Below are 13027 nucleotides of genomic sequence, written 5' to 3'. Positions count from 1 at the left end.
CAGAAAGTGGAAATTTAGTTTTTATGAATTTAAAATGTTTCTATAAAAAAGAGACCACCGTTTGATGATCTCTTTTTGTATGTTGAAAAAATATTCTTAGAATAATTCCTTTCTGATGATATTCTGGCTTCTTTCAGGTCCAACAGATACTAAATAAACATTGATTCCTAAATATTTTTCTATAAACTCGATGTATTCCTGAGCCGTTTGCGGAAGTTCGTCGTAGCTTCTGGCTTTCGTGATATCTTCGTTCCAACCTGGTAAATCCTGATAGATCGGTTCGTAGTTGTATAATTTTTCGGTGGATGAAGTGAAATAATCGATGATTTTTCCGTCTTCGGTTTTATAATGCGTAACGACTTTTAAATTTTCAATTCCTGTAAGAACGTCTAATTTTGTAATCACTAAATTATTGATTCCGTTGATCATACAAGCGTGCTTCAAAGAAACAAGGTCTAACCAGCCTGTTCTTCTGGGTCTTCCTGTCGTTGCTCCGAATTCTCCTCCGATTTGTCTGATTTTCTCACCCAGTTCGTTATCCAGTTCTGAAGGGAAAGGTCCGTTTCCTACTCTTGTGCAGTATGCTTTAGCAACACCAATTAAGTTCTGCAATGAAGTCGGCGGAACTCCCGCTCCTGTACAAACGCCTCCTGTAGACGGAGAGGATGAAGTTACGTAAGGATACGTTCCGAAGTCGATATCCAACATTAAAGCCTGCGCTCCTTCGAATAAAACATTTTTACCGTCTCTAATGGCTTCGTTCAGTTCAAGTTCAGTATCTACAATTCTGTCCTGAAGCTGTTTTCCGATTTCTAAATATTCGTTGTAAATTTCTTCAACGTCTAATGTAGGTTTTCCGAAGTATTTTTCAAAAAGAGAATTCTTAATTTTTAAGTTTTTCTCGATTTTGTCTCTTAAGATCTCAGGATTCAAAAGGTCGATCATTCTGATTCCCACTCTTGCAATTTTATCTTCATAGCAAGGTCCGATCCCTTTTTTTGTTGTCCCGATCTGCGTTCCTCCGTGCTCTTCTTCACGGTACGTATCCAAAAGAATGTGGTAAGGCATGATGACATGCGCTCTTCTGCTGATGAAAATGTGATCTGTCTTTAAGCCTTTGCTTTCGATCTGATTCACCTCCTTAATGAAAGATTTAGGATTTACCACTACTCCGTTGGCAATGATACATTTCCCTTTGCACTGAAGAACTCCCGATGGAAGAAGGTGCAAAACGAATTTCTCTTCACCTACATAAACCGTGTGACCCGCGTTATCTCCCCCTTGGAAACGTACAACGTAATCCGATTTTGCCGATAAAACATCCGTGATTTTTCCTTTACCTTCATCTCCATACTGAAGACCTACAACTACGTAAGTTGACATATTTTACTTTTATTTTAGATTCATGCAAAATTACTTTTAAAAAATTGGGTGGGCAAATTTGTGGCGGATTTTATTTTTTGGGTGGGTGGGGAATGATTCAATTGAGGAGCTATTTAGTTATATTTTTAAAAGTTTATTATGTAATTTTAGCTAATTAAAAACTTAAAACTATGTCAACAGAAAATCATTTAACTACAGAACAGATTCATGAAGGAATGAAAGAAGGTTTGCAAAAATATGAAAATCTTACTTTTTTGGCAAAATATGGAATGTTTATGGGAGTTATTCAAATTTTAGAATTTGGTCTAAAAAAGCTTCTTCAAGAAAAATTTAATTACGATTTAGATGAAATGGAAAAATGGACACTTGGAAAAACAGTAAAAGAACTTAAAGAAAAAGGATTACGTTCTGATTTCATAAGCCTTCTCGAAAATATTGTTGAGAAGAGAAATTACATCGCACATGAAATGCTTTCGAATATGGCTTTAATGAATAGCATTGTTGAAGATTTAAATCCATATCCTAAAGATGAAAGAAAACTTGACAAAGCAATTATTGAATTAGAAAATATTATATTTTTCTTTGATTGGACTAATACTAATAATGGATGGGATTAAAAATTTCAATCCCAAAAACTTTTTAAACAATCTCCACAAAAAAACATAAAATAAAATGCAGAAAAATATTAAAGAGGAGTTTACAAAAATAGCAAGAGAATATATTTTTAAAAACTTTGGAGACAATGTAGATATTTTAGAAGAAGATACCGAGGAATGTGAAGATACATTTTGTTTTCATTATAATTCTAAAAAATTTATAGAAACCAGAAGATTTGAAGATCAATTTGTAGGACCGGGACCTCTTTTCATTCTCAAAAGAGATAAAAAAGTGATTTCTTACGGAAGCGCTCAAGGTGGAATAAGCGCTCGTTTTCATTTAATTAATCAATTAAATAAGGAAAGATTAATAAGAATTTACTACAGAGATTATAATATATGGGATGGAAAATATAATTTAATAATTAATGAACTTGATGATCATTGGGAAAAAGCATTAGGAATGGGAGAAATAATACTTGAGGAATTAGTAAATGTTCTCTTAAAACATAAAATTTGTAATCCGAGCCGTTATGATAATAATGACCCAAACAGCTATTACTACACTAAAGAACAATTACAGGAAGAACTAAAAAAAACTCCGTTAATACTGGAAGGACATTTTTGCAGAAAATTAGAGGATCTTCTCATTGATCTTATTAATACAAACATATACCTTGATTGGACATTATCAGAAGCTAAATAATCATCATCCCGCAAAACCTATCACAGTCTAGATTCCTGCGGAATGACAAACAAAATGAATTGTTAGACTTTGCAAAGTTTCATTAATCGATACAATGCTACGATACATTCAAAACTATGATTCGTAAGAATTTCCACGTTTTGATTTATACAATTTATCGATCCTAACCCTCACAGGTTTCGAAAACCTGTGAGGGTTAAACAAATTCACCTACAAAAAAGGCGTATTCAGAAAATCATTCAAAGGCTTCATCACTTTAAAGATTTTGGCAAGATTTTTCACGGCATTTTTATCGAAGACCTCTTCATCTTTCAGGTTATAAACCACGATAAAACTTTTCAGTTTGAGATACTCTCCCATCGGATCTTCCTTTTCAAAACCCTGTGGAATTTTTTTCAGCTTATCATCCTGATCAAGATCCTGAAAATACTTTTTGAATTCTTTGTTATTGATGACTTTAAGAAAATCCTCTCCATACAAAGAAATTTCTTTTCTCAACTCCTTTAAAACTGAAGATTCCGGCATATAAATCCCTCCTGCAATGAACGATTTCCCCGGTTCCAGATGCAGATAATATCCGCCTTTCTGACTTCCTTTCCCCATTCCCAGTGACGCTCCGAAATTCCTTTTATAAGGGATTTTGTCCTTTGAAAATCGTGTATCCCTGTAAATTCTGAACAGAGATTTCTTGGCATCAATTTTTCCCAGCTCATCATCAAAACCTGCCATTTCTTTAATGAGATCTTCAAGAAAAGCAATCACATTTTCCTGAGATTCCGTGTAAAGGTTTTTATTTTCCGTAAACCATTCGCGGTTATTGTTAACGGTAAGTTGATTAAGAAAATCGAATACTTTTGGAGAAATTGTTGCGGACATCATTCTGTAAAGTTTTTTTATTTTAAATTTAAAAAGATACAATTGTAATGATTCAAATGTACAAAAACCGAAGTATTTTTAATTATACTTTTTCTAGATAAATAATGAAATAAAGAATTTAAATGGATCTGAAAGTTTAAAATTTTTGAAAATTCATAAATTACAGAGAAAAAATAAAACGCATCTAATAAAAAAAAACAATGGTTAACATCTTTATAATTTGCACCCTGTTTTTTTGCATTTAATTTTCAAAATAAAAGTAAAAGATTAAAGGATTCTGAATTTAAGTTTGATTATTTAAAAATAATTCAAAAACAAATCAAATATTTATTGTATATTTGCAGAAATTTTATAATATTTAATGAATTTATTTACGGAGACCAATTTAAGTCCTGATATTCTTAAGGCAATTGGCGAACTGGGTTACGAAAGCCCGACAGAAATCCAAAAACAGACTATCCCTTTTATTCTTTCAGATATTCGCGACTTGATCGCACTTGCGCAGACGGGGACAGGCAAAACAGCAGCGTTTTCGCTTCCGATTTTGGATATGATTGACGAAACGAGTCGCAAAATCCAACTTTTGGTGCTTTGTCCGACGCGGGAATTATGTCTTCAGATTGCTAAAGACATAAAAAATTATTCTAAGTACATGGCGAACATCAAAACTACTGCAGTTTATGGTGGAAGCAGCATTATGGAACAAATGAGATCTCTGAAGGACAAACCGCAGATTATTGTGGGAACTCCGGGAAGAGTAATCGATTTGATTAACAGAAAGGCTTTAGACTTTTCTGCCATTCATTGGTTGGTTTTGGATGAAGCAGACGAAATGCTTTCCATGGGTTTCAAAGACGAGTTGGAAACAATTTTAAGTGAAACACCGGAAACAAAACAGACTTTCCTTTTCTCGGCAACAATGAACAAGGAAGTGGAAAGAATTTCCAAAAATTATTTAACGAAGCCTCACAGAATTTCGGTAGGTTCTATTAACGAAGTTAAGAAGAACATTAAGCACGAATTTTACGTAGCAGGATATCGTCAGAAAAAAGAAGCATTAAAAAGATTAATTGATTCGAACCCGAATCAGTACTCTATTATTTTCTGCAGAACAAGAATGGAAACTCAGGAAGTTGCCGATTTCTTAATGCAGAACGGTTATGCAGCAGATGCGCTTCACGGAGATCTTTCTCAGGCGCAGAGAGATACGGTAATGAAGAAATTCAGACTGAAAAACATCGATATTCTTGTAGCAACAGACGTTGCAGCGAGAGGTCTGGATGTGAATTCTCTCACCCACGTTATCCACTATTCTTTACCGGATGATCCTGAAGTATTCGTACACAGAAGCGGAAGAACAGGAAGAGCAGGAAAAGACGGAATTTCAATGTCATTAATCAAGCCTGAAGAAAGCAGAAAATTAAAGCAGATCAAATCGGCTACGAAAATTGAAATCACGGAAGGTAAAATTCCTACCGGTGACGATATTATCAAAGCTCAGGTAGGCGGAGTTTTCGAAAGTCTTTTCGAAATTCACGAAGATTTCTTTGAGTTCGACGATTCTCTGATCCCTGATTTATCAGCATTCACTAAAGAAGAACTGGCGCACAAACTTCTTCAGTTCCAACTGAAAGATCTTGCAATGTACTACAAAGACAGACATGATCTTGTGGAGCAGAAACTAAGCAGCAGAGATGACGACAGAGGTTCCAGAAGAGATCGTGACAGAGGAAGAGACCGCGACAGAGGGGAACGTGGAGAAAGAAGCGACAGAAGAGAGCGTGGTGCAAAACCAAGAAGAAAGAACGAAAATATGGTTCGATTTTTCTTCAATCTTGGTAAAAAAGATCAGTTGAAAAAACTTGACGTTTTAGACATCATCAATAAAGCGACATCGAACGGAAAAAGCAAAAAAAGAGCTGAGATCGGAGACATCGAAATTTTAGAGAAATTCTCTTTCTTCGAGGTTGAAAAATCTTTCAAAGGAGATCTTTTGAGCAATATTTCTACAATGAAATTCAGAGGGAAGGATATGAGAGCTGAAGAGGCTAACTAATCCTGCTTAAAACAATATTAAAACCGGCTTTACAGCCGGTTTTTTTGCCTGATAACCAGACCTTAATGCAATGTTAACAAAACTTAACGTTATACTCTTTCAGGTAAGGTGGTTTTTTAAGAAATTTGCACTCGAATTATAAAAACTTTACAATGGGAATTGGTAATATTTTCCACGCTTTTCAACCGAAAGATAAAATCTTCTTTGTGCTTTTCGAAAAAGTAACAGAAAACCTTGTAGCAATGTCTGAGGAATTCAACCACGGAATCAAAGATTTCGATCTGAACGACGATTCTATGTTGAAAAAGATGAGCGATTACGAACACAAAAATGATGAGCTTACTCACGAGATCTTCGTAGAACTGGGGAAAAACTTCATCACTCCTTTCGACAGGGAAGATATCCACACTCTAGCAACAGGATTAGACGATATCGCAGATTACATCTACGCTTCCACAAAATATATTTTCCTTTACAAGTCGCCGGAAATGAAGGCATACTCCGACTTCTCATTACTGATTCACAAAGCTTGTCTTGAGATCCAGAATGCGATGAAAAATCTGAAAGGATTCAAAAATATGGAGCAGGTAAAAGAAGCTTGTATCAAAGTAAACTCTATCGAAAACATTGCAGACGATTTGTTATCCAATTCTATGGTAGAATTATTTGAAACAAACGATGCGATCAACATTATCAAAGTTTCATCTGTACTTAATTATCTTGAAGTCGTAACTGACAAAGCAGAAGATGTTGCCAACACGATTGAAAACATCATGATTAAATACGCTTAATTAATAATTATAATTAAACAATGGAATTTCCGATTTTACTTATAGTTATTATTGCATTGGCTTTAATATTCGATTACATCAATGGTTTTCATGATGCAGCCAACTCAATTGCGACTATTGTTTCTACAAAAGTTTTAACTCCGTTCCAGGCGGTTCTTTGGGCAGCACTCTGGAATTTTGCAGCTTTCTTTATCGCTGCTTACATCATCGGAGAATTTAAAATTGGTAATACAATTGCCAAAACAGTTAATGAGAATTTTATCACCCTCGAAGTTATCTTTTCAGGTCTTGTTGCGGCAATCGCATGGAACCTTTTAACATGGTGGTTTGGTATTCCTTCTTCCTCTTCACACACACTGATCGGAGGATTTTTAGGAGCCGCTTTAATGCACGCTTTTATGATGGATTACCACAATGTTGCAGCAGCACAGCCGGAATTGGGAACTTGGGAAACCGTAAAAGCAGCCGCTTCGCAGGTAACACACCAGAGCGTTGTGAAATTTGATAAAGTAATCCCTATTTTCCTTTTCATTTTCATGGCACCGATTATCGGGATGATTATCTCAATTATCATTACTTTAATTATTGTTCACCTTTATAAAAGATCAAACCCGCATAAAGCAGACCAGTCTTTCAAAAAACTGCAGCTTGCTTCTTCGGCGCTTTTCAGTTTAGGACACGGTCTTAACGATGCGCAGAAGGTAATGGGAATCATTGGTGCGGCATTAATTTACTATCATGTTGAAATGCTTCACGATCCGATTTATTTAAATCTTAAATCTGGAGAGCGTTTCGATTATTTTGCACAGCATTACATCTGGGTTCCTTTGGTTTCGTTTATCGCGATCGCTTTAGGTACAATGAGCGGTGGATGGAAGATCATCAAAACCATGGGAACGAAAATTACAAAAGTAACTTCTCTGGAAGGAGTAAGTGCTGAAACAGCAGGTGCTATTACGTTATTCATTACAGATCACTTCGGAATTCCTGTTTCTACCACACACACGATTACAGGTTCCATCATCGGGGTTGGTCTTACGAAAAGAGTTTCTGCCGTAAGATGGGGAATCACCGTAAGTCTTCTTTGGGCATGGGTTCTTACCATTCCGATCTCTGCAATTGTTGCCGGAATTACTTATCTTGCAGTAACTGCATTATCTTAACAACTGAGATTACTCAAAATAATAAAACTTTGCTCTTTCGGGCAAAGTTTTTTGTTTTAGGCATAATACTGAAAAAATTGGAGCTATTTCCAGCTTTCCATTGCAATCTTTTTTTTCAAAAAAGGATTTCCATTACAATCTGGGCTAATAATTGTTGGCGTGTATTCAAGTTTTGGAAGAAATAACCAGAGGATTTGTCATTCCGTAGGAATCTAAGAAATTGTATTAGAAATAAAATCTAAAAAATTATATTTAGATTCCTACGGAATGACAAATCATGTGAAAATAATTAAGAATAAAAAAATTTCAATCACATAAAAGCTTTTCACTCTTAAAACGGTGAGGATTTTGTTTTATAAAGCCCTGAAAAATTGTATTTTTGCTTAAACTATTAGAATTTATGGAATTTTTAGACAGATATCAGCAGATTGTTGCGGATGCCATTACCAAATATACTTTCAAAGATAAGCCAACAGAACTTTACGAACCCATGAACTACATTATTTCGCACGGAGGAAAGCGTCTTCGTCCGATCATGGTTCTAATGGCCTGCGATTTGTTTGGAGGTGATCTTAAAGAAGCCATAAAGCCGGCTCTGGCAATTGAATTTTTCCATAATTTCACCCTGATCCATGATGATATTATGGATGAAGCTCCATTAAGAAGAAACAAACCGACGATTCATACGTTACACGGAATTAATGTCGGAATTCTTTCAGGAGACGGACTGATGCTGAAAGCCTATAAATTTTTCGAAGATCTTGAGCCTGAGATTTTCAAAGCGTGCATCAGGATTTTTACCCATACAGGACTACTTTTATGCGAAGGTCAGCAATATGACATCAATTTCGAAACTCAGGAAAACGTAACGTTTGATGATTACATCAGAATGATTACCTACAAAACAGGAGTTTTAAGCGCTTCTTCCTTTGAAATCGGAGCATTGATTGCAAAAGCAAACTTCAAGGATGCAAAAGCCATTTTTAACTTCGGAAAACACATCGGAATTGCATTCCAGATCATGGACGATTATCTGGATGTTTTCGGAGATCAGGCGCAGTTCGGAAAAAAACACGCCGGAGATATTTACGAAAACAAAAAAACCGTTCTTTACCTGATGGCGAGAGAACACGCTACAGAAGAAGAAAGAAAAGAGCTGGATTACTGGTACTCTAAAAAGACCGATAATATCGACAAAGTATACGGTGTAGAAAAGATTTTCAGAAGAACTAAAGTAGACGAAAAAGCATTACGTCTTATTGAAAAACATAACGAAATCGGGCAAAGCTATCTTCAGAAAATCGATATTCCGGAAGAAAAGAAAAAGCCGTTTGCAGAACTTGCCAATTATTTATTGAGAAGAGAATCATAATTTGATAATAAGTCAATTTGAAAATGAGTAAGCATAAACCTTAAATTTTCAAATTGACACATTCTCAAATTTTCAAATTGATTAAATGAAATTCAGAACCGAAGTTGATATCAAAGAATCGCAGAAGAAGATTGAAGTTGAAGATAGAATATTTTCGATCGGTTCCTGTTTTGCCTCTGAAATGTCGGATCTTTTTCAGCAGGGGCAATTGCAGACTATCAATAATCCTTTCGGAACGATTTTTAATCCATATTCAATCAATAACGCGGTTAAAAGACTTCATGATGCCGAATTTTACCATGAAGATGAACTGATTACCTTCAACGATGAATTCATTTCTCTGGATCACCACTCAAGTTTTGACACAAGGTATGTTCATCAGACGTTACAGAAAATAAATTCCGGTCTTGAGGAGGGAAATTCTTTTCTCCAAAAATCCAACTGGGTGATTATTACCTACGGAAGCTCATTTATTTACGAATTTACGCATAAAAACAAGCTCGTCGCTAATTGTCATAAAATTCCTCAGAAATTCTTTGAAAAAAGACTTCTGACCTTTCAGGAACTTACAGATTCTGTGTACAATACGATTTTAAACCTCAAAGACATCTGTCCGGACGATGTTCAGATCTTATTTACTGTTTCTCCGGTTCGCCATACAAAAGACGGAATGATTGAAAATCAGCTGAGTAAATCTAAACTGATCACTGCAATTCATGAGATGATTGATGAACTGGATTACTGTCATTATCTTCCGGTTTATGAAATTTTAATGGACGATCTCCGCGATTACCGTTTTTACAAAGAAGATATGATTCATCCTAACAATCAGGCAATTAATTACATTTTCGAAAAATTCGGAAATGCTTATTTTTCGGATGAGACAAAAGATTTTATTAAAGAAAATTTTAAAATCCACAAAGCGTTGGAGCATAAAACCAACGACGAAAAAGATCCGAAATACATTGAATTTAAAGAAAAATTGAACCTAAGAATTGAAGCTCAGCGAAAAAAAGTAAAGCATAAAATATTTTAAAAACTAATGGTTATTATTAAAAACACAGAAGGATTATCAACCGATCAATTAAATGATGAATTACAGAAAGGTGCTAAATTCGTAGTTTTTTCATATACAATTTCAATTATTTTCCTATCATCAAAAAGACCAAGTGATATTTATTTTATAAAATCTGATGAGTCTTCCTCAAAATACAGTTGGAAATATTCACTGTTGACTTTATTTTTTGGGTGGTGGGGAATTCCTTTCGGACCTATTTTCAGTATTGCCTCTTTTTACAGAAACTTTACGGGAGGAAAAGACATCACAAATGAAGTTTTACATCAGATAAACACCCATCATGTTGAGTCTTCAAATTCAATAGAATCAAAATGATTGATTTCACAAAGATCGACTATCTGAAGAACGGAAATGAAAGGCAAAAAAGAGCTTATGAAGTTTTGACGAGATATCATATTTTTGAAAAGCTGAAGGACTATTCTCCCATTTTGGCGGGAACCATCCCGATAGAAATTGATATTGAAGATAGTGATCTGGATATCATCTGTGAAGTAACAGATTTCACTGAATTTAAGAAAGCACTTTCTGAAATGTTCTCTGAATTTGATTTAAAAATTGAAAAAATCACGGTAAATAATGAACAGGCAACTGTTTTAAATTTCAAACTGGAAGAATTTCCTGTTGAAATTTTCGGACAAAACAAACCTGCAACCGAACAGAACGCTTACCGACACATGATCGCTGAATACAAAATACTACAGGAAAAAGGAAACGATTTTAAAAAGAAAATAATAGAATTAAAAAAACAGGGCATCAAAACGGAACCTGCTTTCGGAATTTTACTGAATTTGGAAAAACCTTACGAAGACCTGTTAAAAATGATATAAAAATGATTGATACACATACGCACTTATATGCAGAAGAATTTGATGAAGACAGAAAAGAAGCCATTCAGAGAGCTTTAGATAAGGGAATTACAGCATTTTATCTTCCGGCAATCGATTCGGAATCTCACGAAAAAATGCTCCAACTGGAAGCTGAATATCCGCAAAGTATCTTTTCGATGATGGGATTGCATCCCTGCTACGTAAAACCGGAATCCTGGGAAAAAGAACTCGAAATCGTTAAGAATTATCTCGATCAAAGGTCTTTTCCTGCCATTGGAGAAATCGGAATCGATCTGTACTGGGATAAAACCACTCTTGATATTCAGGTGAAAGCATTTGAACAGCAAATCGACTGGGCAATTGAAAAAGATCTTCCTATCGTAATCCATACCAGAGAAAGCTTTGATGAAACTTTTGAAGTACTGGAAAGAAAAAAACATCCGAAACTTAGAGGGATTTTCCATTGTTTTTCAGGGAATTTAGAACAGGCAAAACGGGCAATAGACCTGAATTTCATTTTAGGGATCGGAGGAGTTGTAACCTTTAAAAATGGTAAAATAGATCAGTTTCTGCATGAAATTCCTTTGGATAAAATTGTTCTGGAAACAGATTCTCCTTATCTAGCTCCGGTTCCGCACAGAGGAAAGCGCAACGAGAGTTCTTATCTTGATCTTGTTGCAGGAAAACTGGTTGATCTCTATAAAGTAGATTTTTCGGAGATTGACAGCATTACAACTGAAAATGCGAAGAAAATATTCGTTCAGCATTAAACATAAAAGCCTTCCGGATCCGGAAGGCTTTTGTATTATTTCTTTCTGGTGAAATTTTTATTCTTAGGCTTTTTAAAACCAACCGATGCCGCTCCGTTATCCGGCTTTGCCTTATTTCGGCTGAATTTTGAAGAATTTCCTCTTGCCTGTTTCGGTTTTTCCCCTCCTGCAGGAACTGGCTTGTTGTTCGAATCTCTTTTCTGAGCAACCAGATCGTCTGTATGAAACGGATGATTTTTTACCACAGGAATTTTCATTCCGATCAGTTTCTCCGTATTGCGCAAATTCAGAAGATCCAGACCGTCTACAAACGAAATAGAAGTTCCTTCCGCTCCTGCTCTACCCGTTCTTCCGATTCTGTGAACATACGTTTCAGAAACATCGGAAAGCTCGAAATTAACGACATATTTAAGTTCATCAATATTAATCCCTCTCGCTGCAATGTCTGTCGCAACCAGAACCCTTGTTTTTCCGGATTTAAAATTACTTAAAGCATTCTGACGCGCATTCTGGGATTTATTTCCGTGAATAGCCTCTGTTGTAATATCATCTTTCTGTAGTTTTCTCGCAATTTTATCCGCACCGTGTTTCGTTCTTGCAAAAACCAAGACAGAATCTGAAATATCGTTCTTTAAAATATGCGTTAAAAGATTCAGTTTATTATCCTTCTCTACAAAGTAAACCGACTGTTTGATGGTTTCTGCGGTAGATGAAACCGGAGTAACTTCTACTTTTACAGGATTATTAAGAATAGAATCTGCCAGTTTCTGTATTTCTGAAGGCATGGTTGCAGAGAAGAACAAAGTCTGCCTTTTTTGAGGCAAAAGTTTAATAATTCTTTTCACATCGTGCACAAAACCCATATCCAGCATTCTGTCGGCTTCGTCCAGTACAAAAATTTCAAGATTTTTTAAGCTGATGATTCCCTGAGCAATAAAATCCAGAAGTCTTCCCGGTGTCGCGACCAGAATATCAACTCCTTTTTTCAGCGCAGCTTCCTGATTTCCCTGCTTTACACCTCCAAAAATTACGAGATGCTTTAAAGGCAAATATTTTCCGTAAGCATTAATGTTTTCTTCAATCTGGATTGCCAGTTCTCTTGTAGGCGTTAAGATTAAAGCTTTTATATTTTTGTTTGGAAATTTGTTCTGAGCAAGATTCTGAAGGATAGGAATCGCAAAAGCTGCCGTTTTTCCTGTCCCTGTCTGTGCGCAACCCAGAAAATCTTTACCTTTTAAAATTTCCGGAATAGATCTTTCCTGAATCGGGGTCGGGTTGGTATATCCTTGTTCCTGAATTGCTTTTGTAATAGGATCTATTAATTGTAAGTCTGTAAAATTCAAATGAATTGTATTTAATAATTAAAATAAAAATTCCTTCAAAATGAAGGAATTATATTTTGCAAAGGT

General features: G+C 35.4%; 13 protein-coding genes. 10 read left to right on the top strand and 3 right to left on the bottom strand.

From position 1 onward, the window contains the following. Nucleotides 1-96 precede the first annotated feature (96 nt). Nucleotides 97-1383 (bottom strand): adenylosuccinate synthase, encoded by a 1287-nt coding sequence (locus BW951_RS09585; protein WP_076392183.1) that lies wholly within the window; start codon nt 1381-1383, stop codon nt 97-99. Between the two features lie 170 nt (nt 1384-1553). Between BW951_RS09585 and BW951_RS09580 the strand changes: the two genes are divergently transcribed. Further along, complete coding sequence (locus BW951_RS09580) at nt 1554-2000, top strand: hypothetical protein (protein ID WP_076392181.1); 447 nt, start codon at nt 1554-1556, stop codon at nt 1998-2000. 55 nt (nt 2001-2055) lie between these two features. Then, nucleotides 2056-2685 carry a hypothetical protein gene (locus BW951_RS09575; RefSeq protein ID WP_076392179.1) on the top strand — a complete coding sequence of 210 codons (630 nt, stop codon included), beginning with the start codon at nt 2056-2058 and terminating at the stop codon, nt 2683-2685. A 210-nt stretch (nt 2686-2895) separates the two neighbouring features. Here BW951_RS09575 and BW951_RS09570 read toward each other — a convergent pair whose 3' ends face one another. Continuing rightward, entirely contained in the window at nt 2896-3564 is a 669-nt protein-coding gene (locus tag BW951_RS09570) for a DUF2461 domain-containing protein (RefSeq protein WP_228427533.1), read from the bottom strand. Nucleotides 3565-3922: 358 nt separating this feature from the next. Here BW951_RS09570 and BW951_RS09565 point away from each other — a divergent pair, with 358 nt between their 5' ends. From BW951_RS09565 to BW951_RS09530, 8 genes are all read left to right on the top strand, one after another. Beyond that, nucleotides 3923-5617, top strand: coding sequence for a DEAD/DEAH box helicase (locus BW951_RS09565; RefSeq protein ID WP_076392177.1), 1695 nt, complete (start codon nt 3923-3925; stop codon nt 5615-5617). 152 nt (nt 5618-5769) lie between these two features. After that, nucleotides 5770-6408, top strand: coding sequence for a DUF47 domain-containing protein (locus BW951_RS09560; RefSeq protein WP_076392175.1), 639 nt, complete (start codon nt 5770-5772; stop codon nt 6406-6408). A gap of 20 nt (nt 6409-6428) precedes the next feature. Next, nucleotides 6429-7571 (top strand): inorganic phosphate transporter, encoded by a 1143-nt coding sequence (locus tag BW951_RS09555; RefSeq protein WP_076392173.1) that lies wholly within the window; start codon nt 6429-6431, stop codon nt 7569-7571. Nucleotides 7572-7971: 400 nt separating this feature from the next. After that, entirely contained in the window at nt 7972-8943 is a 972-nt protein-coding gene (locus tag BW951_RS09550) for a polyprenyl synthetase family protein (protein ID WP_076392171.1), read from the top strand. 85 nt (nt 8944-9028) lie between these two features. Continuing rightward, on the top strand, nt 9029-9979 hold the full coding sequence (locus BW951_RS09545) for a GSCFA domain-containing protein (RefSeq protein ID WP_076392169.1): 951 nt from the start codon (nt 9029-9031) through the stop codon (nt 9977-9979). A 6-nt stretch (nt 9980-9985) separates the two neighbouring features. Beyond that, the gene (locus BW951_RS09540) at nt 9986-10336 is read left to right on the top strand and encodes a hypothetical protein (protein WP_076392167.1); all 351 of its coding nucleotides are present in this window, start codon (nt 9986-9988) and stop codon (nt 10334-10336) included. Next, on the top strand, nt 10333-10848 hold the full coding sequence (locus BW951_RS09535) for a DUF4269 domain-containing protein (protein WP_076392165.1): 516 nt from the start codon (nt 10333-10335) through the stop codon (nt 10846-10848). Before BW951_RS09540 ends, BW951_RS09535 begins: the two co-directional genes overlap by 4 nt. Nucleotides 10849-10850: 2 nt before the next feature. Continuing rightward, nucleotides 10851-11618, top strand: a complete 768-nt coding sequence (locus BW951_RS09530; protein ID WP_076392163.1) for a TatD family hydrolase — start codon at nt 10851-10853, stop codon at nt 11616-11618. 35 nt (nt 11619-11653) lie between these two features. Here BW951_RS09530 and BW951_RS09525 read toward each other — a convergent pair whose 3' ends face one another. Beyond that, nucleotides 11654-12961: a DEAD/DEAH box helicase gene (locus BW951_RS09525; protein ID WP_076392161.1), complete on the bottom strand. Its 1308-nt coding sequence runs from the start codon at nt 12959-12961 to the stop codon at nt 11654-11656. Nucleotides 12962-13027 lie beyond the last annotated feature (66 nt).

The organism is Chryseobacterium gambrini (assembly GCF_900156825.1).
Classification (GTDB): domain Bacteria; phylum Bacteroidota; class Bacteroidia; order Flavobacteriales; family Weeksellaceae; genus Chryseobacterium; species Chryseobacterium gambrini.
This window is presented reverse-complemented; position numbering and strand designations above follow the sequence as displayed.

Excerpts from the sequence above, each read along its gene's own strand:
- BW951_RS09555 (WP_076392173.1), top strand. The coding sequence starts at position 6,429 with ATGGAATTTCCGATTTTACTTATAGTTATTATTGCATTGGCTTTAATA.
- BW951_RS09550 (WP_076392171.1), top strand. The coding sequence starts at position 7,972 with ATGGAATTTTTAGACAGATATCAGCAGATTGTTGCGGATGCCATTACC.
- BW951_RS09535 (WP_076392165.1), top strand. The coding sequence starts at position 10,333 with ATGATTGATTTCACAAAGATCGACTATCTGAAGAACGGAAATGAAAGG.
- BW951_RS09575 (WP_076392179.1), top strand. The coding sequence starts at position 2,056 with ATGCAGAAAAATATTAAAGAGGAGTTTACAAAAATAGCAAGAGAATAT.
- BW951_RS09530 (WP_076392163.1), top strand. The coding sequence starts at position 10,851 with ATGATTGATACACATACGCACTTATATGCAGAAGAATTTGATGAAGAC.
- BW951_RS09560 (WP_076392175.1), top strand. The coding sequence starts at position 5,770 with ATGGGAATTGGTAATATTTTCCACGCTTTTCAACCGAAAGATAAAATC.
- BW951_RS09545 (WP_076392169.1), top strand. The coding sequence starts at position 9,029 with ATGAAATTCAGAACCGAAGTTGATATCAAAGAATCGCAGAAGAAGATT.
- BW951_RS09570 (WP_228427533.1), bottom strand. The coding sequence starts at position 3,564 with ATGATGTCCGCAACAATTTCTCCAAAAGTATTCGATTTTCTTAATCAA.
- BW951_RS09585 (WP_076392183.1), bottom strand. The coding sequence starts at position 1,383 with ATGTCAACTTACGTAGTTGTAGGTCTTCAGTATGGAGATGAAGGTAAA.
- BW951_RS09580 (WP_076392181.1), top strand. The coding sequence starts at position 1,554 with ATGTCAACAGAAAATCATTTAACTACAGAACAGATTCATGAAGGAATG.
- BW951_RS09540 (WP_076392167.1), top strand. The coding sequence starts at position 9,986 with ATGGTTATTATTAAAAACACAGAAGGATTATCAACCGATCAATTAAAT.
- BW951_RS09565 (WP_076392177.1), top strand. The coding sequence starts at position 3,923 with ATGAATTTATTTACGGAGACCAATTTAAGTCCTGATATTCTTAAGGCA.